The 24380-nt window shown below is 58.1% G+C and carries 17 protein-coding genes; 10 read left to right on the forward strand and 7 right to left on the reverse strand.

Translation table 11 applies throughout. The features are described from left to right. Window positions 1-98: 98 nt before the first annotated feature. Complete coding sequence (locus IPH10_11610; protein ID MBK6911552.1) at window positions 99-1949, reverse strand: T9SS type A sorting domain-containing protein; 1851 nt, start codon at window positions 1947-1949, stop codon at window positions 99-101. A 306-nt stretch (window positions 1950-2255) separates the two neighbouring features. Here IPH10_11610 and IPH10_11615 point away from each other — a divergent pair, with 306 nt between their 5' ends. Continuing rightward, window positions 2256-3722 (forward strand): deoxyribodipyrimidine photolyase, encoded by a 1467-nt coding sequence (locus IPH10_11615; GenBank protein ID MBK6911553.1) that lies wholly within the window; start codon window positions 2256-2258, stop codon window positions 3720-3722. A gap of 299 nt (window positions 3723-4021) precedes the next feature. Here the strand turns inward: IPH10_11615 and IPH10_11620 are convergent, their stop codons facing one another. From IPH10_11620 to IPH10_11630, 3 genes are all read right to left on the reverse strand, one after another. Next, entirely contained in the window at window positions 4022-4522 is a 501-nt protein-coding gene (locus IPH10_11620; GenBank protein MBK6911554.1) for a transposase, read from the reverse strand. A 719-nt stretch (window positions 4523-5241) separates the two neighbouring features. Then, window positions 5242-5754 (reverse strand): hypothetical protein, encoded by a 513-nt coding sequence (locus IPH10_11625; protein ID MBK6911555.1) that lies wholly within the window; start codon window positions 5752-5754, stop codon window positions 5242-5244. A gap of 53 nt (window positions 5755-5807) precedes the next feature. Then, window positions 5808-6449, reverse strand: a complete 642-nt coding sequence (locus tag IPH10_11630) for a hypothetical protein (GenBank protein ID MBK6911556.1) — start codon at window positions 6447-6449, stop codon at window positions 5808-5810. 444 nt (window positions 6450-6893) lie between these two features. Here IPH10_11630 and IPH10_11635 point away from each other — a divergent pair, with 444 nt between their 5' ends. The 7 genes from IPH10_11635 to IPH10_11665 all read left to right on the forward strand — a co-directional run bounded on the left by IPH10_11635 (window position 6894) and on the right by IPH10_11665 (window position 18853). Next, window positions 6894-12701 (forward strand): glycosyltransferase, encoded by a 5808-nt coding sequence (locus IPH10_11635; protein MBK6911557.1) that lies wholly within the window; start codon window positions 6894-6896, stop codon window positions 12699-12701. Window positions 12702-12777: 76 nt separating this feature from the next. Continuing rightward, window positions 12778-13203, forward strand: coding sequence for a methylglyoxal synthase (locus IPH10_11640; GenBank protein MBK6911558.1), 426 nt, complete (start codon window positions 12778-12780; stop codon window positions 13201-13203). Between the two features lie 138 nt (window positions 13204-13341). Continuing rightward, entirely contained in the window at window positions 13342-14775 is a 1434-nt protein-coding gene (locus IPH10_11645) for an OmpA family protein (GenBank protein ID MBK6911559.1), read from the forward strand. Between the two features lie 144 nt (window positions 14776-14919). Further along, complete coding sequence (locus IPH10_11650) at window positions 14920-16485, forward strand: tetrathionate reductase family octaheme c-type cytochrome (GenBank protein MBK6911560.1); 1566 nt, start codon at window positions 14920-14922, stop codon at window positions 16483-16485. Then, window positions 16482-17120, forward strand: a complete 639-nt coding sequence (locus tag IPH10_11655) for a cytochrome b/b6 domain-containing protein (GenBank protein MBK6911561.1) — start codon at window positions 16482-16484, stop codon at window positions 17118-17120. The genes IPH10_11650 and IPH10_11655 overlap by 4 nt, the downstream gene beginning before the upstream one ends. Then, on the forward strand, window positions 17120-17641 hold the full coding sequence (locus tag IPH10_11660; protein ID MBK6911562.1) for a YeeE/YedE family protein: 522 nt from the start codon (window positions 17120-17122) through the stop codon (window positions 17639-17641). Before IPH10_11655 ends, IPH10_11660 begins: the two co-directional genes overlap by 1 nt. Window positions 17642-17659: 18 nt before the next feature. After that, on the forward strand, window positions 17660-18853 hold the full coding sequence (locus IPH10_11665; GenBank protein MBK6911563.1) for a YeeE/YedE family protein: 1194 nt from the start codon (window positions 17660-17662) through the stop codon (window positions 18851-18853). A gap of 97 nt (window positions 18854-18950) precedes the next feature. On the opposite strand, the gene IPH10_11670 is transcribed toward IPH10_11665, so the two are convergent. From IPH10_11670 to IPH10_11680, 3 genes are all read right to left on the reverse strand, one after another. After that, window positions 18951-20429 carry a DUF438 domain-containing protein gene (locus IPH10_11670; GenBank protein MBK6911564.1) on the reverse strand — a complete coding sequence of 493 codons (1479 nt, stop codon included), beginning with the start codon at window positions 20427-20429 and terminating at the stop codon, window positions 18951-18953. Window positions 20430-20603: 174 nt separating this feature from the next. After that, window positions 20604-22631 (reverse strand): carboxypeptidase regulatory-like domain-containing protein, encoded by a 2028-nt coding sequence (locus IPH10_11675; protein MBK6911565.1) that lies wholly within the window; start codon window positions 22629-22631, stop codon window positions 20604-20606. Window positions 22632-22711: 80 nt separating this feature from the next. Next, window positions 22712-23341 (reverse strand): helix-turn-helix transcriptional regulator, encoded by a 630-nt coding sequence (locus IPH10_11680; GenBank protein ID MBK6911566.1) that lies wholly within the window; start codon window positions 23339-23341, stop codon window positions 22712-22714. Between the two features lie 156 nt (window positions 23342-23497). Between IPH10_11680 and IPH10_11685 the strand changes: the two genes are divergently transcribed. Both IPH10_11685 and IPH10_11690 read left to right on the forward strand, forming a co-directional pair. Further along, window positions 23498-23683: a DUF378 domain-containing protein gene (locus IPH10_11685; protein MBK6911567.1), complete on the forward strand. Its 186-nt coding sequence runs from the start codon at window positions 23498-23500 to the stop codon at window positions 23681-23683. Between the two features lie 37 nt (window positions 23684-23720). Continuing rightward, window positions 23721-24287: a fasciclin domain-containing protein gene (locus IPH10_11690; GenBank protein MBK6911568.1), complete on the forward strand. Its 567-nt coding sequence runs from the start codon at window positions 23721-23723 to the stop codon at window positions 24285-24287. The last annotated feature ends 93 nt before the right edge of the window (window positions 24288-24380 follow it).

Raw genomic sequence — 24380 nt, forward strand, 5'->3', positions numbered from 1 at the left:
TTGATTAGACACCGGACGGATAGACCGAGGTGCAGTGCACAACGATCTATCCGCCTCAGTTATTCCATTCTACGGGACCAGAATCGGGCGATGAAGGGTTACTTCATCAACACCATCTTCTGAGTCGCCGTGAAGCCGTTCACCGACAGCTTGTAGAGGTACATACCGCTGGCCAGACCCGAAGCGTCGTAGTCAACGCTGTAGCTGCCCGCGTCCATCGCGCCGTCAACAAGCGTCGCAACTTCGCGACCGTCAACCGTGTAAACCTTCAACTGAACCAAACCGGCTTCGCGCACGGCGTATTCAATCGTCGTCGTCGGGTTGAACGGGTTCGGGTAGTTCTGCGAAAGCGCGTACTCGGTCACAACACCCGCGCCGGCCATCGGCGTCGCGGTCTCGATCTGCGTGAACACCGTCGCGACACCCTGGTAGTCATAAGCCGTCAGCGTGTACGAATAGCTCTGGCCGTTCACCACGTTGTTGTCAACGAAGTTGTAACGGTGACCCGATTCGTTGTCGCCCAGACCCGCGACTTCGGCGAGGAATTCGCCGTTGCGCGTGATGTCCCAACGCTCAATGTTGCTCTCCGAAGCCGTCTGCCAGTTCAACGTCACCTGACGGTCGCCGGCCACCGCGTCAAAGCTCGTCAGCTCAACAGCCAACGGAGCGTCGCCCGCGAAGTCAACCTGAACCGGGCAGCAGCACGGATAACCGTCAACATACAGCGTGTAGACGTCCGGGAAGAAGCAGCCCAGACCGCTGCTCGTGAAGTCATAGGTCTGCGGAGCGTTGATACCCGGGTACTGCGGCGTGCCCCAGTAAAGCGGGCCAAACGAATCCGTCAACCACGTGCGCAGACGAAGCGCCTGTCCCGGCGGGCACAGCGGCGTCAGCGTCACGGCGAAGCAGGCTTCCGGTAACTGCGTGTCATACGAGAACGTCAACACGGCATCACCGCCACGGCCCGTGAAACGGCGGGTCGTCGTCGCCGGGGCACCGGCGTCAAAGTAGTAGTTGTAATCGCTGGTGAACTGGCAAAGGTCCACAACACCGGTCCACGGAGCAGAGTCAATCACGATCGGATCCGAAGCGTCGTCACCCGGGTAAACATTCGGACGAGCCACGCAGCTCGCGACCGTCTCGCAACCCATTTCCGGAGCCGCAAAACCGTTCACATAGAGGGTCGCGGCGCCCGGGAAGCAGGCCGGGAAGCCCGGCGACGGGACGCACGTTCCGCCGTAACCAATGTCAAAACCGGACAACAGGAAGCAATCGTAGCCGACACCGGCGGGCAGCGAAATCCAATTGTCGCACAGACCTTCCGGCGGCGTCGAAGCCGCGGCCTGCGTGTGCCAGCCCATCTGAGCAGCACCACCGGTACCGGTGTAACCGGTCTGGCGAGCCACGACGAAGAACGGACGGTCAACACAAACACCGACGGGAAGATTGAACGGAACGAAATTGACGGAATTGATAAACGCCGAGTCGTAGACCATCGTCAGCGTACCGGTCCAGAACACATTGCCCGGTCCCTGGCAGTCTTCCGTCGCCGAACCCGAGCTGAAATCCTGCGGGCAGGCCAGCGTGACTTCGTACGTACACACCGCGCCGACATTGGCGAGGTCGCCCGTATACTCCGTCATGAACAGGTCAATGGACGAAACGAAGAACGGATAGAACGGAGCCGAGCAGCCGCCCGTGCCGCGCTGATCCACTGCGGGGTCAATGTACATGGCGTGCGCCGAGCCAGTCGGGCCCCACGTCGCTACGTTCCAAATGCTGAAACCAGCCGCTGTGTCCGACAATGCGGACAGCGAGCATGAGCCGTCGCGGGCCGACGAGCGGACCAAAGCCTTGTCAACCGAGAGGGCTTCGCCAACCTCAGTGGCCAATGCCATCGAGGCTAAGCTCATGCAGGCCAAAATACACAAAATCAAATACTTACGCATACCGGGACTCCTTTTTGAGGATTTACGTTCACCAAGATCGGTTTATTGCCTATTGTTGCGTCTTCAGATGTACCCAGGATCGGTATGTAAAATATACTAAGGCTACTTAATCGTCAAGGCTTTGTGTAGCACTCCTCAAAAAAGTTGCACGAGGTCTCATAACAACCTCAGACCCACTTCAGGGTACTAACTTGCGGTTCTCCTTTAGTTTGCTTTAATAACCCTCAGGATTTCGACAGGTTGTCATATGGAAACAGAGGCATGACCTCCCCACCTAAGTCACCCAAACCTAATAATAAACAACTAATGACCCTCGCGCCGACCCCCCGTGCGCTACGCCTCCGGGCTGTGAACGGCTCTTCGCAGCAACCCGGCCGTTTTGTGCTTTATTGGATGCTCGCCCAGCGCCGGACGCACTACAATTTTGCCTTGGAACGCGCGGCGCAGTGGGCTGAGCATCTGGGCTTGCCGTTGCTGATTCTCGAGTCGGTGACGCTGGTTTATGAACTGGCCAGCCCGCGGCAGCATGTCTTCCTGCTGCAGGGGATGCTCGACAACCAGCAGCGGCTGGCCGGGCGCGGCGTGACTTACTACCCGTTTGTCGAGCGCATTCCCGGCGAACGCGGTGATCTCCTGCGGGCTTTGGCGGAACAGGCGGCGGTCGTCGTTACGGACGATTACCCGATGGCGATGCATCAGGAGTTGATTGCTGAGGCTGGGCGCGAGTTTTCGTGCAAGGTTGAGGCGGTGGATTCGTGCGGGCTGTTGCCGTTGCGCGCGGCGGAAGTCACATTTCCGACGGCGTTTGCGTTTCGCAGATTTTTGCAGAAGAATCTGCGCGAGCACTTAGCAGTTTTTCCGGTAGCGGATCCGTTGGCGAAAGTGAAGTTGCCGAAGCTGCAGATTGACTCGCGCATCACTTCACTGTGGCCCGTGGCGCAGGTTGAACCATTGCTTGCGGACCGACGCTGGATGAACGATTTGCCGCTCCTGCAGGATGTCGCGCCGGTTTCCGCTGTGGGAGGAACCAAGGCGGCGGAGAAGTTAATGCGGGAGTTTTTGACGACGAAGCTCGAGAACTACTCGGAACGCAATCAGCCGGAAGCGGATTATACGTCCGGTTTGAGTCCGTATTTGCACTTCGGGATGATTTCAGTGCAGCAGGTTTTTGGCGAGCTGGCGCAGCGGGAAGGTTGGACGATCGAGAACTTGAGCGCGAGCGTGGCGGGCAAGAAGGAGGGCTGGTGGGGCATGAGCGCGAACGCGGAGAGTTTTTTGGATGAACTCGTGACGTGGCGCGAGGTGGGTTACAATTTCAACCATCTGCGCGACGACTACAAGCAGTTCGACTCGCTGACGCCGTGGGCCCTCAAGACGTTGCATGAGCATTCACGGGACCCGCGCAAGTGGACGTATTCACTGCGGGAGTTTGAACAGAGCGGGACGCATGATCCGCTGTGGAACGCCGCGCAGACGCAGTTGCGCTGCGAAGGGCGGATGCACAACTATTTACGAATGCTGTGGGGGAAGAAGATTCTGGAATGGAGTGAATCCCCTGAGGCCGCGCTCGAAGTGATGATTGAACTCAACGACAAGTGGGCGCTCGACGGGCGCGATCCGAATTCTTACAGTGGCATCCTCTGGTGTCTGGGCCGCTATGACCGTCCGTGGTTTCCGGAGCGTGACATCTTTGGCCAGATTCGCTACATGAGCAGTGAGAATACGGCGCGGAAGGTGCGGGTGAAGGGGTACGTGGAGAGGTATGGGGGATGAGGGATCGGGTTGGCGGTGCGGTGCCGTCTGTATAGTGGCTTCGTGTCCCTTGGCGGGATAGTGGGGCGCGTATCAGCGTCGGCAAGTTTCGTGTTCATGGTCTGGCGCTTCCACGTTGGGCCGGTCACGGTTGATCACTCCGCCGGGTTCCTCGGTGGGAGAGCTGTCGCATGTTCTGTTGCTAATATAATACTGAAAATACGAAAAGTCAAGTTTTCCGCGTGTAATATTAACAGATATTTGGACATTTGGGCAATTATTGGGGAGGCGTTAGGGGGCAGACCGCATCCCTAAGCCAATCACACAAAGTCTGTGTCTAAACAAATCGTTACCGAACCCGTCTGTTTGCCGTTATGCCAATCGCGGGCGCTCGACCACGGATAGAATTGCGGCTCTGTGACAAGTCCTTTGCGCACTGGATTCCAGTGCACGTAACGCAACTTTGTCTGGAGGGCGCGCGTGCCGGGAAGCGACATGCAGTCAAATCGGCGGCGCCAGAATTTCTGCTCACGGGGATAGCCAACGGGTTTGCAATATCGGGCCGACTGACTCTTGACGCGCTTCATGAAATTAGAGACCGCCAGGCCGTCCTGCCGCTGATTCAAAATGAGATGGATGTGATCCGGCATCAAGCAATAACCGATGCAAAGCAGGTTGTAGTAAGCCCGGTATTCCTCGATGATCTCGGAGAGACGATTGCAAACCTCCGGTGTGACAAGCCAGCTCCCCCGCTCAACGATGGTCGTGGTCACAAAATACGTCGTATGCGCGACATTGTAGCGGCTATGACGGCGAAGCACGGGTTCAATTCAGTTATCTTATGCGCCCGGAGTTAGGGGCACCCGCAGCGGGTGCCGCCGCGGAATGGACGTGCCCACGACGATATACACATTATGAGTATAAATATCCGCATCACACGCCTTTGGGAGCCAAAGCGATGTAAAGCCCCGAGGCAAGATCAGCATCAGGCGTGAAAACATAATCTGCATGTCCTGCAAAAGGTTGCATGGTCGTGGTCATGACCTGTTCGCCAAGCACGTTGTAAATACGCAGACTAATTTCGCGTGAGCTGGATGGAACATCAAATTTTCGCCGTGCTGATGAATTGAACGGATGAGCAGATGCCCAGATGGCAAATTCTCTGCAAACACAGGTGCAGGGGTTCGGATAAACATGAGCAGGGGGGGGGGGGGGGGGGGGCGGACCATCGTAATGCAGAATCTCCCGCAAGCAACAATCGCCTTGCCACGGGCGGTTCCCTGGAAAGGAGCTATGGACTCGGTGGCGCCATCATCCATAAAGTATCTACACCGTCATGCATTAAGCTATCGCCTAATGCCCGCCGCATATGTAGGGACCCAATAATTCATAGGGAAGCTTGACGACCCGGTAATCCCCTGTAAACAACTGGTAAGCTCAGGGTTAAAGCCAATGATATCCCACAGGTAAAGAGAGAATCCTCCACCCCATTGTTATTACTCATTGTTCATTGGTTGAAACAAGATAATTGAATCCGTCATCATCCAAATCGCCATTTATACTCATGCAAAGGAATTGGCACGTTCGATATCATCCCTGTAAATGTTGTATCAAAAACAGCGATTGGGTTCTGTACTCGAGAAGCGGTGCTCCGGCAAACCAAACCAAAGATTTGATACTGCACCCCAAGTTCAATGACATCAGTGCCAACGAGCTCTGCCGACCCATCACCGTTAAGATCAGGAACTAGAGATGCGTACACAACTGATGAGTGAAAAGGAGAAATCAATTGCTTGGTTGTATCGGGTTCGTCTGCTCCCCAAAATACATAAACAGAATCACTATTCACGTCGTAATGTAGAAGATCAGCATATCTATCTCCGTCCAAATCGCCCCACGACCTGATGGATAGGTCGAAAACCTTCTTCGTTGCCGGTTCAAAATCCGGGATCAAATCAAACTCTCCGAACCCAAATAAACATAGATGCATCCCGTCACGGGAAACAGGTGACCAAGTTTCGCCTGCGGCATACAGCCTTCCGTCATCGCCCATACCGTTAGCGCCTCGCCAACACCACTCAATTTCCGCCGCAAGTAGCCCGGGAGTTAAAGTATGGTCATGGTCCGCGCTGAACGCGTTAGAGCGGATCCGCCTCGTCCTATCACGGTGTCGAATGCATCGGGCGTGATGAGATCATCTACCGAGGACCAGCCATCCAAAGCAAAATCAATCAGATTGTCACCAGAAACATAAAGCTGCGCCCCCAGAGGACCGGATCTTCCGAGTTTGCAGATGGCCGTAAAGTCGAAGCGATGAACGCCATCAGGCCCAAAATGGCTGCAAAACGGGCGGCCGGATTGCCGCCATAGAGCGGAGTTTGCCGACATCGCTAGGTTTGACCCGCGGCATAGTCCCCGGGAGTGGGACTGACAACAAACACCCCAATTGTTTCCTCCCAGATATGTCCCATACAGCAATTCTGATGCAGGGCAGGGCGCAAAGCAGAGCAGGCCCCATAGGCGCCATTGCGGCAATTTCTTCATGATATCCTCAGTTGAATTCTCAATCACCGCCGCCTCGATGCTACGCCCCAACAACAAAACCGCGAACCCCACCCGTTTCAGCAAACTGAATACAGATAGAATTCGCGTTGACATTTTCGTGGCCTCGAGGCTAAGTTTTCCTGCCCGCTTCCCAAGACCTGATGGGAAGGTACTGAACGGCCGGATGGAAGTCAAGTTGTCCATATTTCCCTCGAGGTTAGAATTGCCGCAGGTTGGAGTGAAAAGAACTTCACACTTACGCCGAGTGACTTCAGAATGCACAAGCATTTGTACGAAGCACCACTGGCAAACAACAATGTAAGTGTTTCGAGGATTCCGGACAACGAATGGCGGGGCGTGTAGCGCCTGGGGAACTCGAAGGCGCTCGGTGTTCGGGGCACCCGCAGCGGGTGGTGCCGGGGGATACGGTGCAGGGACTGGCGTGTCGGGCCGGAGGCCCGACACAGGCTTAGGGGTGGACGGCCGGGGGGAATCTACCGGGTGGTAGTTTCTGCCGAGGGTGGTGGATATTAATATCTTAATTCTTTAAAAACAGTAATAAAAACTTGCGGGTGTGATGGTACAGTCCTTGCTCTTTGTTATACGACATTTTACTTCGGCTCGCAATTTGACCCAAAGGCATCTGCCATGGCCATCACCCACACCTTTCAGAAATCCCCGTTTGAGCTGCTACGGCAGCGTCGCGAGGAGCTTTTTACCAGCCGCCAATCCGGAACCGACGCGTTTCTCGGCATGTCCACAGCCGCACCGCGCGGGCTGACCAACGCCGCGCTCGGCGCTATTCAGCGTGACGGGCGCGTGCTCATGCTGGGCAACGGGCGCAGCGAAGCGCTGGCCGCCCTGGCTACCCACAATGCCGCAACGATGCTGGGCGACTGGTCGTCCAGCGCCTTGGCCGCGACTGAAGAAGCGCGGCGTCAACTGTCCCGCCGCGACGCTGAACGCGTGCGAGCCACCCTGATCACCGGCGCCCGTCTGCCGTTCGCCGACGCGAGTTTCGACGGCATCACGCTGACCGGCATCGCCTGTGAATTGGAACACGCCACGCCACTGTGGAAAGAGTGTGCGCGACTGCTGGCCAATGACGGGCAATTGATCGTCAGCGTGCCCGACGAACTGGCGCATTTTCATTCGGAATTCACGCGGCTGTGGAATCGCACGTCGCTCGAACACGAACTGATGACGTGGTTCGAAGAGGTCGAAGTGACGAGCGAAGATGGAATTTTGATCGCGCAGTGCTCGAACCGGCTGAATACGCGGCATCCGCGCATCACAACGATGATGAACATCCGCAACGAAGACCGCTGGCTGCGTGAAGTGCTCGACAGCGCGGCGCGGGTGAGCGACGCGATTGTGGTCTATGACGACGGCTCGACAGACAAGACGCAGGAGATTTGCCAGATTCACCCGGCGGTGGCAATCTACCAGCGCGGCGAAGAGAACGAGACCGACAAGGCCCGCGACAAGAACCGGCTGTACGATCTGGCGCGGGGCTGTCCGGCGGACTGGGTAATGTGCCTGGACGGCGACGAGGTTCTGGAAGCGAGCGCACCGCGCCGCATGCTCGAGTGCATCCAGAGCGCCGCGCGTGACGTGACCAAGATTGAGTTTGAGTTTCTGTACCTCTGGAATGACCGCGCGCACTATCGCACCGACGGCATCTACACCGGCATCTTTCACCCGTGTCTGTTCCGGCCGGGGACGCAGGCGTGGGATGAGCTGCGTTTTGAAGCGACCGGACACGGCGGAAATCTGCACTGCGAGCGCGTGCCGCAGAATCTGCGCGGCGAAGCGCTCCGCGCGGATCTGAAGATCGAGCACCTGGGCTACATGTACGCCGAAGATCGTCTGCGCAAGTATTACTGGAACAAAGGCAAGGACCCGAAGCATGCGCAAGCAGGCTACTACGAGCATCTGCTGGATCAGCCGCACATGACGCTGGCGGCGTGGACCGGTCGGCCCGATGCGGCGACGCCAAAGCGCAACGCGACGCAGAAGCAGACGCTGAAGCCGGACTACTACTACGCGAACGCGCGGCGCAATCTGGCCGAACGGGTGCCCCGCGCGGCGCGCAACGTGCTCGATGTGGGCTGCGGCAACGGCGCGACGGGCAAACTCATCAAGGAATTGACGGGCGCACGTGTGACGGGGATTGAGATTCATCACGAAGTGGCGGCCGTGGCGCGGCAGGTGCTCGATGAAGTGCATGTGCTCGATGTGGAGGCGCAGGAGCTGCCCAACGGCGTGATGTACGATTGCATTTTGCTGGGCGACGTGCTGGAGCATTTGATTGATCCGTGGGGCGCGCTGCGGAAGCTGGCGGCGCGGCTCGCGCCGAACGGTTCGATGATCGCGAGCTTGCCGAACGTGCGCAACCTCGGCGTCATCTCAAAGCTGCTGGAAGGCTCATGGAACTACGCCGAGTACGGTATTCTGGACAGCACGCATCTGCGGTTCTTCGCGAAGAACGACATGATCACTCTCTTCGCGCAAGCGGGATTGCGGGCGGAGGTCGTGGAGATCGTGCGCGATCCGCTGTTTGAGCAGAAGATGCCGCCGCGCGAAACGCGGACGCTCGACATGGGCGATCTGGTCCTGCGCAATCTGGCGCCGCAAGACATTGACGAACTGACGGCGCAGCAGTTTATCTTTATGGCTATTCCCGACGCGAGCGTGCTGCCGAAGCCTGAAGCGGTGGCGTCGGTCGTGATTCCCGTGTTTAACAATCTGCGATTCACGCGGACCTGCCTGGAATCGCTCTATCACGCGAATGAAACCACGGCGCATGAGATTATCGTGGTGGACGACGGCTCGACCGACGGCACGGCGGAATATCTGGCCGCGCAAGGCGAGCGGATTCGCGTCATTCGGCATGACCGCAACTACGGATTCGCGCGGTCGTGCAACGACGGCGCGCGGGCTGCGGCGGGTCAGGTTATCGTATTCCTAAACAATGATACGGAAGTGCTGCCGGGCTGGCTGGACGCGATGGTCGAGGCGCTGCGTTCCGACCGGCGCATCGGCATCGTCGGCAATTTGCAGATTTTCCCCGATACGATGCGGGTACAGCAGGCGGGTATCGTGTGCGACGAGCATGGACAGGTTCACAGCATCTACAATGGGGTGCTGCCCGCCAATCATCCGGTCGTGCAGAAGCCGCGTGAGTTCCAGTTCATCGCGGGAAGCTGTCTGACAATCTGGCGGCAGCTCTTTATGGAGGTGGGCGGTTTCGACGAAGCCTATCTCAACTCGTGCGAAGATATTGACCTGTGTATGCGGGTCACGCAGACCGGGCGCAAGATCTGGTACTGTCCACAGAGCCGCATTTATCATTACGAATCCCGAACCGTCGCCGGCCACGACAAGAATGGCGCGAACTACAGATTGCTGTTGTCGCGCTGGAAAGATAGCATGGTCGCCGACGCTGAACAAGTTTATGCATCCGACGGATTTCAGATGCTGCCGGACGGCCGCGTCATTCCGCTCGAACAGGAGACTCCATCCATGCCCGTTGCTTCGACTCCCGACCGCCAGGCGCGCGTCGCCCTTCTGAGTACCTATCAACAGCGCTGCGGTTTGGCGATTTACGCCGAGCAGCTGCGCACTGCGCTGGAAACGGCCGGGGAATCGGTGCTGGTGCTGGCCGAACGTACCGACGACGTTACCGCAGTGGCGGGCGCGGACGTCATTCGCTGCTGGTCGCGCGACGCGCAAGGCGGCGGTGAAATCGTTCCGCTCTTGCAAGCGCACCGGATTGGCGTGCTGCACGTCAATCACGGCGGGATGTTCGCGTTGGACGGGTGGCTGCTCGACGTGCTGAAGCAGGCGCGGGCGCTGGGCATTCGCGTGGTCACAACCTTCCACTCGACGGAAACGCGCGACGAACGTCTGGCGGATATTGCGCGGCACAGCGAGCAGTGCTTTGTGCATCATCGTCAGAACATCGTCGAGCTGGCGGCGCTGGGCGCGCCGGCCGAACGGATTCAGTGTTCACCGATTCCGCTTCCGGATTTGCAGTTCGCGGACCTGGCCGAAGCGAAGCTGCTGCTGGAATGGGATCCCGCACAGAAGATCGTTGCGACGTTCGGTATGATTGACCCGCATAAGGGCGTGCGTGAATTGATCGAGGCGCTGCCTGAGCTGCGCAAGTTTGAGCAGGCGAAGCTCTTGATTGTGGGCGCACCGCATCCGGACAGCGCGACGGGAACGCAATACCTGATTGAGTGCATGCAGCGCGTCAAGGAGCTGCAGCTTGAAGATCACGTGCGCTTCTTGACGGATTTCATTCCTGAAGACGAACTGACCGTGACGCTGCAAGCGTGCGACGTGCTGGTGCTGAACTATCTGAGCAGCCGGTTTGAGGGCTCGGCCTGTTTGACGCGCGCCTTGGCTACGGGCCGCCCGGTGGTTACATCCACGGCGCCGGCGCTTGACGTCGCCGCACCGGTGACACTGTGCACGACGGAGCAATTTGACCTGCCGCGAGCGATGCTGCGCGCGTTGACGAATCCGTTCCTGACGCAAGCGCTGCGCGATGCCGTGATGGATCTGGCGGCGCGCTCGAATTGGCAGGCGACGGCCGACACCTACCGCAGCGCCTACGACGCGGTACTGGCCGGGGAACAGGCATGCACCACCGATCTGTTGAAATTCTACGCGACACATCCGGACGAGATTTACAACGAGCCGTTGCAGCGTGAACGCGTGCGCTGGCTGGCGTCAAAGGCCGCGGGGCGGATTCTGGAAATCGGACCCGCCAACGGCTACGTCGTGCAATTCTGCCATGGTCATGAAGCGGTGGATATTTATCGTGAGCGACTGGATGTTGCGCGCGCGCTGCGCCCCGGCATCGCGTTCAATTACGGAAATGTCGTCTGCGGACTGCCGTATGGCGATCAGAGCTTTGATACCGTGATGTCGCCGGAGATTTTCGAGCATGTGGAATGGGAGATGGCCGTCACCGCGCTTAAAGAGTGCATGCGCGTCGGCAAGCGGGTGCTGATCACGATACCCAATGCCGATAAACCCAACTACAATCCTGATCTGGTGCATAATCCTGAGCATCGCTGGTTGGTGACCCGGCAATTGGTGGACGCCTGGCTGGCGGCCGCCGGAGCGGTGGACTATGAAATGGACTGCTCGCGCGATCTTGATTTCTACCTGCTCGATATTAACAGCACGTCCAAGACGCCGTCGCGACGGGTTACCGAACGCGCCGCGGCGCTGCCGCATTTTGAAGTCACGCCCGGCCCGCAATTGACGGTGGCCTTTGATGCGTCGTCGTTGGTTGAGGAAACTCTGCTGCAAACGGAGTCGGCGCGCTATTTTGTGGAATTGCTGAATCACCTGCGAGACGCCCGGCCTGAGTGGAAGTTGCTGCTGGCGACGGAGCGAGTGAATGAGCTTAAGCAGAAGCTCGCGCAGGCGGGCGGTGCGAACGCCTTTCAAGTGATCGGCTGGCAGCAGTTGTCGCAAGCGGATGCGCAGGCGGTATTCCTGCCCAATCCGATACTCGAAGACGCCGCCGACTATTTGCAGATGGCGAAGCAGTGCGGCATGATCACAGCGTGTGCGATGAATGATCTCATTCCACTGGCGTATCCGCAGCTTTATCTGACGCACGACCCGCTGGCGCGCGAGCGTTACGTGCAGGCATTGCGCGCGGTCAACCAAGTATGCGATCTGTTGTTCTGTACGACGCAGGCGACCTTGCAGGAGTTGCAGATTCGCCTGGGCATGCCGTTAGCGCGGCTGCGCACGATTCACGGCGGCCCGACGCTGCTGCGCGGTGAACCGCTGTCGCACTATGAGAATGCCGAGTTGCGGACGACGCTACATGGTGACACGCCGTTCTTCCTGTGCACCGGCGAGTTGGGGCCAGTCAAGAATCTGCGGTTGATACTCGAGGCGGCGCGGGCGCTGCCGGGGCATGTCAAGCTGGTGTTGGCCTATCCGCTCAACGCGCAGATGGCGGCGCAGTTGCGTGAAGCGGCGCGACGCGACGGATTCCCGGCAGAGTCATTGTTGATTCCAACGGCGTTAAGCGACAACGATCTGGCGCGACTGTTTGCGCGGGCCACGGGGCTTGTGTCGCCGAGTCTGATGGAAGGTCTGGCGCTGCCGTTGGTGAATGCGCTGTCGTTCGGCACGCCGATCATTGCGGGCGATACGCTGGCGCAACGGGAAACGTGCGGCGATGCTGCGCTCTATGTTGATCCGCTCAATAGCGGTGAACTTGCGCAGGCGATGCGGTCGCTGCTTGGCGAGCATGAGCTGCGGCGATCATTGAAACAGGCGGCTCTCGCTGAAGCGCCGCGTTTCGATTGGTCGCGCAGCGCCGAGAAGTTAGCCGTGTATATCACCGAGGCGGTGGTCAAGAGCGGCGAGCTGACACAAGTCAAACAAGGTCGGCGCTTGACAAGCCAGCCGCAATAGCGTATCTTTTCATTTTGCTGCTTTCACATTACAGCCCGCCGAATTCCGGCGGGCTGTGTTCCTCAGGGGAGTGTCCATGAACATCGCATTGATCGCGCATGACGCTAAGAAGACGGATATGGCGGAGTGGGCCGACTTCAACAGGCTCACGTTAAGCGAACACACGCTGTTCGCGACCGGCAATACGGGCAACATCGTCCACGTTGCGACGGGATTGCCCGTGCATCGGCTCAAGAGCGGTCCACTGGGCGGCGACCAACAGATCGGCGCGATGATCGCTGAAGGGAACGTGGATATGCTCGTGTTTTTCTGGGACCCGATGGACACTCATCCACACGATCCCGACGTGAAGGCGCTGTTGCGACTGGCGGTGCTCTATGATATTCCGACAGCGTGTAACAAACGCACGGCGGACTACCTGATTTCGTCTACGCTGTGGGGACCGACTTCGGCGGACCGGCGCACTGAGCGCGGTGGCGGAAGGGCGCGGGGTTTTGTGTGACAGACGCACATAACGGCGCTGACGTGTGCGGTTTGTGGACCGCTAACTGGCCTTAACTTGAAGTTCGTTGGCTAAAGTGATATATTTGTCGGTTAGTCAACGAAACTGCCCCGGAAACTCACTCTCTTGAGGTGTCACATGCGTAAAATGATGAATTTGTTTGTCTTAGGGATATTAGCTTGGCCGTTAATGGCATCGGCCCAGTTCAAAGAGCTGGGCCTGGAAGGCTACCTTGGTGTCGGCGCGGCGACGCCGACGAACGAATCAGAAGGTTCGACATTCGGTCTGAATGTCCGTCATAGCTTTGGATATCCCGTGGCAGATCCGCTGCAAGTGGAATTGGGATTGGCCTTCGCCCGGTTGCGCGCTGACCAATATTCCGGCGAGATTATGCCGCTTGATCTGCGAGCGCGCTTCGCTCCGTTCAAGCAGGAGAAGTGGTTCCCGTTCGTGTATGCGGGGATCGGCTTGCTGCACCATGACGTTTCCGACGTGCCGGATTCAGCGGACGCGGAAGCGAAGGTTGACGGTTGGAATCCCGTGGTGCCGCTGGGCGTCGGTATCCAGTATCATCTCGACGAGTATCTTTCGCTCGATGTACACGGCGGTTACAATCTGATTTTCTCGGACGACGTGAATCCGGTCTATGATGACACGGACGACGCGTACATGAATATTCTGGCCGGTCTGCGCATTCACCGCGGAAATCCCAACAAGGATACTGACGGCGATGGCATCACGGACCGCGATGAGAAGAAGCTCGGCACGGATCCGAAGAATCCGGATACGGACGGCGACGGTTTGAAGGACGGCGAAGAGTATTACACGCTGAAGACCGATCCGAAGAATCCGGACACCGACGGCGACGGATTGACCGACGGCGCGGAAGTGCTGACGCATAAGACCGATCCGCTCAAGGCGGACACGGACGGCGACGGGCTTTCCGACGGCGACGAAGTGAAAACCTACACGACCGACCCGCTGAATCCGGATACGGACGGTGACGGGCTGACGGACGGTGATGAACTGAACACCACCAAGACGGATCCGAAGCGGGCGGACTGTGACGGCGACGGATTGAGCGACGGCGCTGAAGTCAACACGCACAAGACCAATCCGCTGGATCGCGACACCGACAAGGGCAGCGTGGATGACGGCACGGAAGTCGCGCGCGGTGACAATCCGCTCAAGGCGGAAGATGACGTCGAGAAGCTCGTGGTCACCGAAGTCGGCCAGGCGATCACTCTTGAAGGCATCGTCTTTGAAACGGCGAAGGCGGATATCAAGCCGGAGTCGGAAGTGATCTTGATGAAGGCGTACAACACACTGCATCTGAACCCCGATCTGGAAGTTGAGATTCAGGGACACACCGACAACAAGGGCAAGAAAGCGTACAATCAGAAGTTGTCGCAGTCGCGGGCCGAATCGGTGAAGGCGTGGCTTGTGGCCAAGGGCATCAGCGACGCGCGCATCACGACCAAGGGTTTGGGCATGGACAAGCCGATCGCCAGCAACGACACTGAAGAAGGCCGCCAAACGAACCGCCGCATTGACTTTGTACGCACGAAATAACATCTGCGGCCGACGACCCCGGTGCGGGGTCGTGAATAAATTACCCGCGGACTGACATCGCGTAGCGCCTGCTTTTCATCTTTGTAAGCAGGCGCTACTTGTTTAGACAGGTTTAACCGAACTTTACGAAACAGACAACCTGACATGAGACGGATCGTCGTGGCCTTGGCGTTGTTGGGAGGACTGCTGCTGCTGACGCTCAGCATTTTGCCGACGCGCTCCGTGGAACGCACGCCGCTGGAAGTACTGCGCGAGCGTTACGCAATCAAACACAAATCCTCGGTGGATCACACCAAATTTGCCGTGCTCGACGGCCCGTTCGCCGCGCCGCAAGACGTGACGCGCGCTTGCATTGGCTGTCACACCGAGCGGCATACCGAGGTGATGGCTTCCTCGCATTGGAATTGGGAACGGATGGAGTATGTCGAAGGGCAAGGCATACGCAAGGTCGGTAAGAAGAACATCGTAAACAATTTTTGCATCGGCATCGCGGGCAACGAGCAGCTTTGCAACCGCTGTCACATCGGCTACGGGTACGGTGACGCGTCGTTCGATTTTCAAAACGCGTACAACGTGGATTGCCTCGCCTGCCATGACAACAGCAATGTGTATATGAAGGCCGGGGCGGGTATGCCCGATCCGACGGTGAATCTGGCGGACGTTGCGCGGCATGTTGGCAAGCCGACGCGCACGAATTGCGGCACTTGCCACTTCTTCGGGGGCGGCGGCAACAACGTCAAGCACGGCGATCTTGAACAGGCGTTGTTTGAGCCGTCGCGGGAGTTGGACGTGCACATGGCGGTGGAGGGGCTGAACATGCAATGCGTGGCCTGTCACACCGCGGAACAGCATCAGATGCTGGGGAAGTCGTATTCGGTGTCTTCGATGAACCGCGACCGTGTGGCGTGCGAGTCGTGTCACGGCGGGCTGCCGCATGTTGACGACGTGCTCAACAATCACACGCTGAAAGTCGCGTGTCAATCGTGTCACATTCCGACTTACGCCAAGGAGAATCCCACGAAGCTCGAATGGGACTGGTCCACGGCCGGGCGGCTGCGCGAGGGCGAACCGTTCAAGATTCACGACGATTCGCTCGGCGTGGAAACGTACATGAGCACGAAAGGTTCGTTCGTGTGGGGAAAGAACATCCGGCCCGAATATGCGTGGCACAACGGACGCGCATCGCACTATCTGCTGGGCGACACTTTTGATCCGGTGGATACGCTGTTGATCAACGAACTGCATGGGTCCTACGATGATCCCGACGCCAAGATCGTTCCGGTGAAAATACATCGCGCGAAGCAGATTTATGATGCGAAGAACAACTATCTGATTCAACCGAAGACCGTGTCCAATGCGCCGGGCGACAGCGGCTACTGGCGCGAGTTTGATTGGTCGCGGGCGGCGGCGGCGGGCATGAACCGGCTGGGTTTGCCGTTCAGCGGCGAGTACGGATTTGCCGCGACGAAGATGCATTGGCCAGTCAATCATATGGTGGCGCCGGCGAGTAAGTCCGTGCGCTGCATCGAATGCCACACCCGTGAGAACAGCAGATTGGCCGGTTTGACCGACTTCTATATGCCGGGTCGTGACCGCAGCGTGTGGCTTGACCGCGTGGGAGTCGGCGTGCTGGTGCTGACGCTTGGTGGAGTGTTGACGCATGCGCTGGCGCGCCTGATCGTGGCGCGGCGCGGAAAGGAGCGGCCATGAAACGCGAATATGTCTATCCGGCGTTTGAGCGGTTTTGGCATTGGTCGCAAGCCGCGTTGATTATTCTCCTGGGCGTGACCGGATTTGAAATTCACGGATCGCTGGAGTTCTTCGGCTTCGCGCAGGCAGTGAGCATTCACAGTTCAGCGGCGATTGCCTTTCTGATTCTGATTTGCTTCGCGATATTCTGGCACTTGACTTCCGGTGAATGGCGGCAATATGTGCCCTCGCTCTTGAACGTCAGAGCGCAGGTGGACTACTATGTCACGGGAATCTTTCGCGGAGCACCGCATCCGACGCGCCGCACCGTGTTGAGTAAACTGAACCCGCTGCAGAAGCTGGTCTACGCGGGGCTTAAGGTGCTGGTGATTCCGGTCATGGTGCTGTCGGGTTTGATTTACATGTTCTATCGCTATCCGCAGCGTCACGAGATCATCAGCCTGAATATCGAAGGACTGAGCACCGTGGCCGCGCTGCATACATTTGGCGCATTCATGCTGGTCGCGTTCTTTATTGCGCACATCTATCTGTCCACGACGGGGCACTCGCCGACCGCTAATCTCAAAGCGATGGTCACGGGTTACGAAGAATTGCCCGCGTCCGCCGATCACACGCCGGAGCAGGAGACGATTTAATGCAAGCTGTTGAAACGAAATACATGAACCCGTATCTGGCGGGATTTCTGCTGGGATTGGTGCTGCTGTTGAGCATTTTCATCACGGGCCGCGGACTCGGCGCGAGCGGCGCGATCAAAGACGGCATCGTGGCCATCGTGGGAACCCTCGCACCCGATCACGCGGCCGCGTCGCCGTATTATGGGCCCTATTTAGAACAGAGTGCGGGGCATCCGCTGAAGTCGTGGCTGGTGTTTGAACTCATTGGAGTCGTGATCGGCGCATTTCTGTCGGGACTCATCTCGGATCGTCTCGCCTTTCGCAGTGAAGGCGGTCCGCGCATTCAAACGCGCATGCGGTGGATCTTCGCGATACTCGGCGGCGCATTGTTCGGCATCGGCGCGCAGTTCGCGCGCGGCTGCACGAGCGGCGCAGCGTTGAGCGGCATGGCCGTGTTATCGAGCGCCGGATTCATCACGATGATGGCGATTTTTGGCACGGGATATATGGTTGCGTACTTTTTCCGCAGACTGTGGATTTAAGGAGACAGGAGCAATACCATGGGACCTTTTGTACCGGACCTGATCTCCAGTGAAATGAACCTGGTCGTCGCTTTGCTGATCGGCATCGGCTTCGGCTTCGTGCTTGAGCAGGCAGGCTTCTCGTCGTCGCGGCGACTCGCGGGTTTGTTTTACGGCTATGACTTCACCGTCCTGCGCGTGTTCTTCTCGGCGGCAATTACGGCGATGATCGGCATTATGCTGCTGGGATATGCCGGCTTGCTCGACACCGAAGCGATTTATGTCAATCCGTTGTGGCTATGGCCCGCGGTTGTGGGCGGCGCGATCATGGGTGTGGGGTTCATCCTCGGCGGTTATTGCCCGGGCACGAGTATCTGCGCGGCGGCGATCGGAAAGATTGACGCACTGTTTTTTATTGGCGGAATTTTTGGCGGCGTGTTCGTGTTTGCTGAGATGTTTCCATCGTGGGAGGGGTTTCATTTTTCCAGCGCACTCGGTCCGCAACGCGTCTACGACTCGCTCGCCATGTCGGCGGGGGTGTTCGCCTTCGTGCTCATCGCCATTGCGCTCGTCGCATTCTTTGTTACGGCGATCATTGAGAAACGCACGAATCCGAACGCGCCGTCGCGGGCCTTTCGGCCCAAACCGCACGCATTGGCGGCACTGGCGGTGCTGCTGATGGGTGCGCTGTTGATCACGCTGCCTGATCGCAAGTCACGTATCATCGCGGCGGTAACAGTACCGGAGTACGCGGCGACGCATGAGGTACAGCGCATGTCCGGCGACGAATTGGCGTTCCGAATCATGGACGGTGCGACGAACATGCAGATTGTGGACGTGCGCAGCGCGGATGAGTTCAAACAGTTTGCGCTCCCGCGCGCGGTGAATGTGGGAACACGAGATCTGTTCGCCAAGGAATGGCAGAAGCTATTCGCGCAGCGGCACGTGACCAAGGTGATCGTCGCCAACGATGATAAGGATGCGGCGACGGCCTATCATGTGCTGCGCAAGATCGGTTATGACAATCTGGCCGTGCTTGACGGCGGCTTGACCCAATTCAAGCGCGAAATTCTTGAGAACGACCCGCCCGCAACGACGGCCGGCCGGCATGCGGCGGATGTGCAGGAGTTCCGCGCGCAAGCCGGTCCGATGATTCGTAAGATGATTGAAGCGGAGCGCAACAAGCCCGCGCCGGTCGAGAAGAAGGCAAAAAAAGTCGCCGGCGGTTGTTGATCCGCGGCAAGTTACTGAACGACAGCGGCCCGCTCTGGTTAGAGCGGGCCGTATTTTTTTAACTCATTGCTGGTGCGGCGGTGAACACCGTCCGCCGCTACTCTTCGGCGAGCAGGCGGCGTTCACCTTCGAGCTTGCGAATATCCGAGACATCCTGCACAACTTCGAGTGAACCTCGATAGTTGTCCTGCGCATCACGAATGGCAAAATAGCGGATGTGCACGAATTTCGGGCCGAAGGGGATCCAGAACTCGGCGACGCTGCGTGTGCCCGCGCGGAAATCGGTTAGGATCTGATTGACGATATGCACACTCTTGGGCGGATGGCAATTTTGCACTTTGCGGCCGATGGCATCGGGCGTGCGCGCGAAGATTTTGTGCGGTTGATTCGAGTAGAAGCGCACGGCGTCGTGCTCGTCCACATACGACAGCTCGACAGGGAGATGCGTCATGATGAGATTCACCTGTTCGAGCGTCAACGCGCCGACGTTCATGTCGAGCACGCCGGTCCGCTGGGCGCCCGCGGACGCCGCCCGTTTGGCACCGGGTGCATGTTCCCACTCGTCGCCGACGCTGAAGGCTTCCATGAAGCCGATTTCGTGCTCCGCGAGCTTGATGCCAATCCAATCTTTCTCACTGAGCAGCTTGAGTGCGGTCGGCAAGAGGATCGTCTCTTCCTTTTGAATCATGCTGGAAACGGCATTGAGCAGCGGCGGCAGATTCGCGGCAACGAAATCGGTATCGTGCTGTTCGACCGCTACGCGCACGGCTTTGAGTTGCGCGCGGATGTCGTCATGCACGGCCCACATGACTGTGGACGGACCGGTAAACCCATAGCGTTCCAGATAGGCGAATAGCTGGTGTTCTTTGCGCAGGTAGTGCTTGTCAATCTCGGCGAGTTTGCTCAAATAGGTGGCCAATTCGCGCCAGGCCTCGGGGTGCGCGGCGGGCGACGGCGCGTTGTGGGTAGCTGACAAGATCGCGCGAAGATGTGACACCGTGAGTTCGATCAGTCTGTTTTCGGAGACGAAGGAATGCACGGGGTGCCCGGCCGGCGTGACGAGCGGTTCCTGCTTTACGGATTGTTGCACGACTTGCAGATGCACGTCGCACATGTGCTTGATCTCGCTGACAGGAATGCCCTCCTTGATGAGATGCTGTTCCATCTCGGCGATTTCACCGGGCAGCGATTGCTTGACCAACTCCGCAAACTCGCGCTGTGCCGTTGGCAGATCGCCGCCAGCGTGCAGCTTCAACATGATTTGCCGGAAGGCGGCGAGGCGCTCAGGACTCACACCGGACGCGCCGGGATTGTCCACCATAATAATGCGGCCCGTATGCCGTTGAATTGCCGCCGCGATAAACTGCATCATGGCCTCTACGTTCACGCCGCCGCGCAGGGCCGCCATTTCGAGCGTGGCAACGCCCGCCATCATCTGCCGCATTTGCGGATCGCGCAATGCCTGATAGTGCGGATTGAAGTTACTCAGCTCTTCGATCAGGAAGGGAAAGGCCTCCAACAGATCACCGACGATAGTTGTGGGAGTCAAGTGCGTAAAGGCAGCGGGCGGGGTCATGGCAAAGGGGTTGTGTGTCGTGTTGACTGAGACGCGGTGAAGCGCGACCTCAAGGATATATGGATTTCTTTGTCCAAATTTACGCAGTTTGGTTCACAAACGCAAGACCCTCACACGGCAAACGGCCCGCTCAATTGGAGCGGGCCGTCGCGGTTTCAAGGGAAATGACCAGGGCTATTTGAGCAGCAGCAGCTTTTGCGTTCGGACAACATCAGTGGTGCGCAGCAGTGCGATATACACGCCGCTGGCGGCATCCTTAGGACGGAATTCGCGCGTGTAGCTGCCTGCGGCGAGCGTGCCGTCCACCAGACTTGCGACCAGTCGGCCTCGCACATCGTAGATAAGCAAAGATACTGGCCCGGAATGCTTGAGTTCAAATGCCAATTGCGTGGCCGGATTGAATGGATTGGGATAGGCTGGATGCAGCACGGTGGTCTGCGGAAGGTGCGCCAGGTCACCCAGCTCCAACGGAATCACCAGCGTCACGGTCAAAATGAACTCCGAACCCTCGGCGTTATGCACAAACCGAACCTGCTCCGTATAGTCGCCGGCGGGCGGCAAGGGTTCCGAAATTGTCAACAGCATTCCCGTCGTTTGCTCCGGAGCCAGTGTATCCGACCGCGGCGTCACCGTTAACCATGGCACGTCTTCCTCGACAACAAACTCAAGCGGGCAGTTGCCGTTAGCGTTGGCCACGAGGAAACTGCGCTCAATCGTCTCGCCGGCCCACTGCAGGTTGAGGGATGTTGTGTTGCAGAGAAAGGTCGGCGCGTTGAGCGTGAAATCGCGAAGTTGATCTTCGTCGCCGATGACCACAACGTCCGTCACCGATGTTGCGCAGTATCCAGCTTTTTCAATGACCAGTTCATACATACCCTCGGGCAGCCGCAAATCATACTCGCCGCCCGGGAGCGTCGTCGTTTGAAATGCGCCGTCACGTGTGCGCACGGTGGCATTGAACACGGGTTGAAAATCGCGCGCACTGCGCACCACGCCGGCGATGCGGCCGTTGCCGCGATCGGGACCGGTCTTGATCACGATGCTGTTGATAGGAAAGAACGTGTAGCCGCGATCGGCGGCAAGCACATAGCTTGAATCGGGAGCAAGCGCAATTGCGGTGTTGGCAACGTCAGAGTTTCGATCTTCGAGCAACAACAGCTCGCGGAGCCAGGCTCCGTCGCCTGAAGGCCCGACCCCGGCCACGACGTGTGTCAAACGCAAACCGACTTGGCCATCCGGCACGGCGCGAATACCGCCCGCGGCATAGCCGCCCGCAGGCGTGCGACAAAGATCGCCAAAGTAATAGGTCGCGCTGTCCGCGTACACGGGCCAAGGGAGAACGGTGCTGCCGATTAGCGTGCCGTCCGGCGCGACTTGCAGCAGCTCGTTGGCCATGCGTTCGGTCGAGGCGTCATAGGTGCGCAGTAGAAACGCTGCACCGTCGCCCGCGTCGGATACGAAGCCGTAGATGGCGGCGTACCGTGTTTCATACTCATTAGCATCTATGAGATTGCCTGCGGCATCCAGCCGCGCGAAGACAGCCGATTCAGGCAGGTCGCCCGCGAGGGTTTGTACGCCGAGGTGCAATTCTCCGTTCACAGTGCGGGCGTGCCTGATTTGTTCATCGCGGCCGCTTACGTCCAGCATGCGGGTCCACAAGGTGTCGCCATTCATGTCGAAACGGGCGGCGGCGATATAGCCGCGAAAGAACGACGAGTCTGTGCCGTTCAATCCCAGATAGAAGCCGTCGGGGGCCGCCGTAATCAGCGGATAAGAGGTGGCCACGATGACGCCCGGTGGAAGACTCAAGATCGTCAGCCATTCACGCTCACCGCTGGCCGAGTATTTTGCCGCGAACGAACGCTGCGGCAGGCCTTCGCTATACTTGGATCCTGCGCCGACGCAGCCACCGTCAGGCGTTGGCAGGACCGAATAGAAGAACTGTTGATCGTCGGCCAGCGTGTAGCTTGTCCAAAGCAAGTCACCTGTGCTCGAACGCTTTTGCACCCAGCCTGTTCCTCGCCCATTATCGTGATTATAGGTTGTGCCTGTGACGAAGACTGCGCCAGATGCACTGACTTCGCAGTCAATTGCTTGAATGGTTATCGAATCGGATGCGTTGATCCGCGTCCACAACGTGTCCGGCTGTGGTTGTGCTGAAGCCGCGGCCACGAGAAGCAGTAATGCAAGTAAGCGGGTCATGGTGTCTCTCCAGTGTTGCGCGCGGGACCCTATTCCCTTGTCAAGTTTTTATAGATGACGGCACGGCAGGCCGCCGAGTGTCAGGGGACGGTCACCACGATCGCCTGGCACTCGGAAGCGCCGATACGGCGGTAGCTGTGGGGGAGTCTGGCATTGAAATAGGCTGTGTCAGACATAGCCAACTCGACCTCTTCGCCTTCGACTTTCAGGCCCAAGGTGCCAGTTAGTACATAGATGAACTCGTAGCCTTCATGCGTATGCTGCGGCGGGCTTTCCTGGTCCGACATCTGAAATGTGGCCAGGTACGAGCTCGACTTGCGCTCGGTCGCGGGATAGTCCAGGCATTGGAAGCTATATAACACCTGCTTGGTGTCGAGCTTCTCATCAAAGTCCATACGTTCGGCGGACCTCGTAATGGCAATACTCTGATGCCGGGTCGGGTCGTTGAAGAAATGATCCAAGCCGACCGAGAAGACCAGCGCGATACGCGACAGGGTTTGCAGCGTCGGTACGACATGGTTGTTCTCGAGCTTGGAGAGCATCGCGGCGGACAGGCCCGTGTGCCGCCCCAGTTCGACCAGTCCCATGCTCTTGCGCAGCCTGAGCCGCCGAATTTTTTCGCCGAGGGCGTACTGCGAGAGGTACGGCGTGAGGGTATTTACGGCTTCCGGGCGGTCGTTTTCACTGGGTGAAACATCTGAATATGACATCTATTGTCCTATTTAACTCAGTTCGTACCGACTTGAAACTATCAACTTCTATTCAAAGTTATTTTAATGTAGGTCACAAACGGTAAAATGTCAAGACCCTGACTTGATTTTTTCAAGGTGAATTGTGACGCAAACCAACTAAAAGCAAAGGATTGTATGAAATCCCTCGATGTCCTCACCAAAGTCCTCATCATTGTGGGTGGCCTGAACTGGGGACTGGTCGGCCTCCTGAACTTTGACCTCGTCGCCACCCTCCTCGGTGACATGACCGGCCTTGCGCGCACCGTCTATGCTCTGGTCGGCATTTCCGCCGTCTACCAGATCTTCCGCTTCAAGAACTAAGATACACTTATCACTCGACTCCCAGGAGAGCTCACAGATGACACGCACACTTTCCCTCTTCGCCATCACGGCGATCATCGCGTTGGCCACGAACTTGTTCGCGGGCGAATGCGCCAGCAGTTCGAGCAAATCAACTCATTCCAATGTGACGCTGGCCGCAAACCAAGGCCAGGGCTCCGCCATGAACGCTGAGACCAAGGATATCGTGGCCACGGCCATCGGCGCGGGCAGTTTCAAGACGCTGGTCGCGGCCGTGCAGGCCGCTGGTCTGGTGGAAACGCTGCAAGGAGCCGGTCCGTTCACCGTGTTCGCGCCGAATGATGAAGCGTTCGCTAAGGTGCCGAAGGCCACGCTTGATGCACTGCTTGCCGACAAAGCGAAGCTCGCCGCAGTGCTGACCTATCATGTCGTGGCAGGCAAAGTCATGGCCGCCGATGCGATTAAACTGGACGGCAAAGAGGCTGCCACAGTCAACGGCCAGAACTTCAAGATCACGGTCAAAGACGGCGGCGTGATGGTGGATAACGCGAAGGTTATCGCCACCGACATTCCGTGCAGCAACGGCGTTATCCATGTGATTGACGCGGTTATTCTGCCGAAGTAGTTTCGTTTCACAGACTAATGGTTCACGCAGCCCCGTCCGCGATCTCACCTTATCGTTACAGGGGAGGGGCACATGCAGTCACATCAACTTCTG

The sequence above is a fragment of the bacterium genome (genome assembly GCA_016702305.1).
In the GTDB taxonomy this organism is placed as follows: Bacteria; Electryoneota; RPQS01; order RPQS01; family RPQS01; genus JABWCQ01.

Excerpts from the sequence above, each read along its gene's own strand:
- IPH10_11635 (MBK6911557.1), top strand. The coding sequence starts at position 6,894 with ATGGCCATCACCCACACCTTTCAGAAATCCCCGTTTGAGCTGCTACGG.
- IPH10_11645 (MBK6911559.1), top strand. The coding sequence starts at position 13,342 with ATGCGTAAAATGATGAATTTGTTTGTCTTAGGGATATTAGCTTGGCCG.
- IPH10_11665 (MBK6911563.1), top strand. The coding sequence starts at position 17,660 with ATGGGACCTTTTGTACCGGACCTGATCTCCAGTGAAATGAACCTGGTC.
- IPH10_11680 (MBK6911566.1), bottom strand. The coding sequence starts at position 23,341 with ATGTCATATTCAGATGTTTCACCCAGTGAAAACGACCGCCCGGAAGCC.
- IPH10_11690 (MBK6911568.1), top strand. The coding sequence starts at position 23,721 with ATGACACGCACACTTTCCCTCTTCGCCATCACGGCGATCATCGCGTTG.
- IPH10_11675 (MBK6911565.1), bottom strand. The coding sequence starts at position 22,631 with ATGACCCGCTTACTTGCATTACTGCTTCTCGTGGCCGCGGCTTCAGCA.
- IPH10_11640 (MBK6911558.1), top strand. The coding sequence starts at position 12,778 with ATGAACATCGCATTGATCGCGCATGACGCTAAGAAGACGGATATGGCG.
- IPH10_11610 (MBK6911552.1), bottom strand. The coding sequence starts at position 1,949 with ATGCGTAAGTATTTGATTTTGTGTATTTTGGCCTGCATGAGCTTAGCC.
- IPH10_11670 (MBK6911564.1), bottom strand. The coding sequence starts at position 20,429 with ATGACCCCGCCCGCTGCCTTTACGCACTTGACTCCCACAACTATCGTC.
- IPH10_11660 (MBK6911562.1), top strand. The coding sequence starts at position 17,120 with ATGCAAGCTGTTGAAACGAAATACATGAACCCGTATCTGGCGGGATTT.
- IPH10_11655 (MBK6911561.1), top strand. The coding sequence starts at position 16,482 with ATGAAACGCGAATATGTCTATCCGGCGTTTGAGCGGTTTTGGCATTGG.
- IPH10_11630 (MBK6911556.1), bottom strand. The coding sequence starts at position 6,449 with ATGGACAACTTGACTTCCATCCGGCCGTTCAGTACCTTCCCATCAGGT.
- IPH10_11625 (MBK6911555.1), bottom strand. The coding sequence starts at position 5,754 with ATGGGCGATGACGGAAGGCTGTATGCCGCAGGCGAAACTTGGTCACCT.
- IPH10_11650 (MBK6911560.1), top strand. The coding sequence starts at position 14,920 with ATGAGACGGATCGTCGTGGCCTTGGCGTTGTTGGGAGGACTGCTGCTG.
- IPH10_11685 (MBK6911567.1), top strand. The coding sequence starts at position 23,498 with ATGAAATCCCTCGATGTCCTCACCAAAGTCCTCATCATTGTGGGTGGC.
- IPH10_11615 (MBK6911553.1), top strand. The coding sequence starts at position 2,256 with ATGACCCTCGCGCCGACCCCCCGTGCGCTACGCCTCCGGGCTGTGAAC.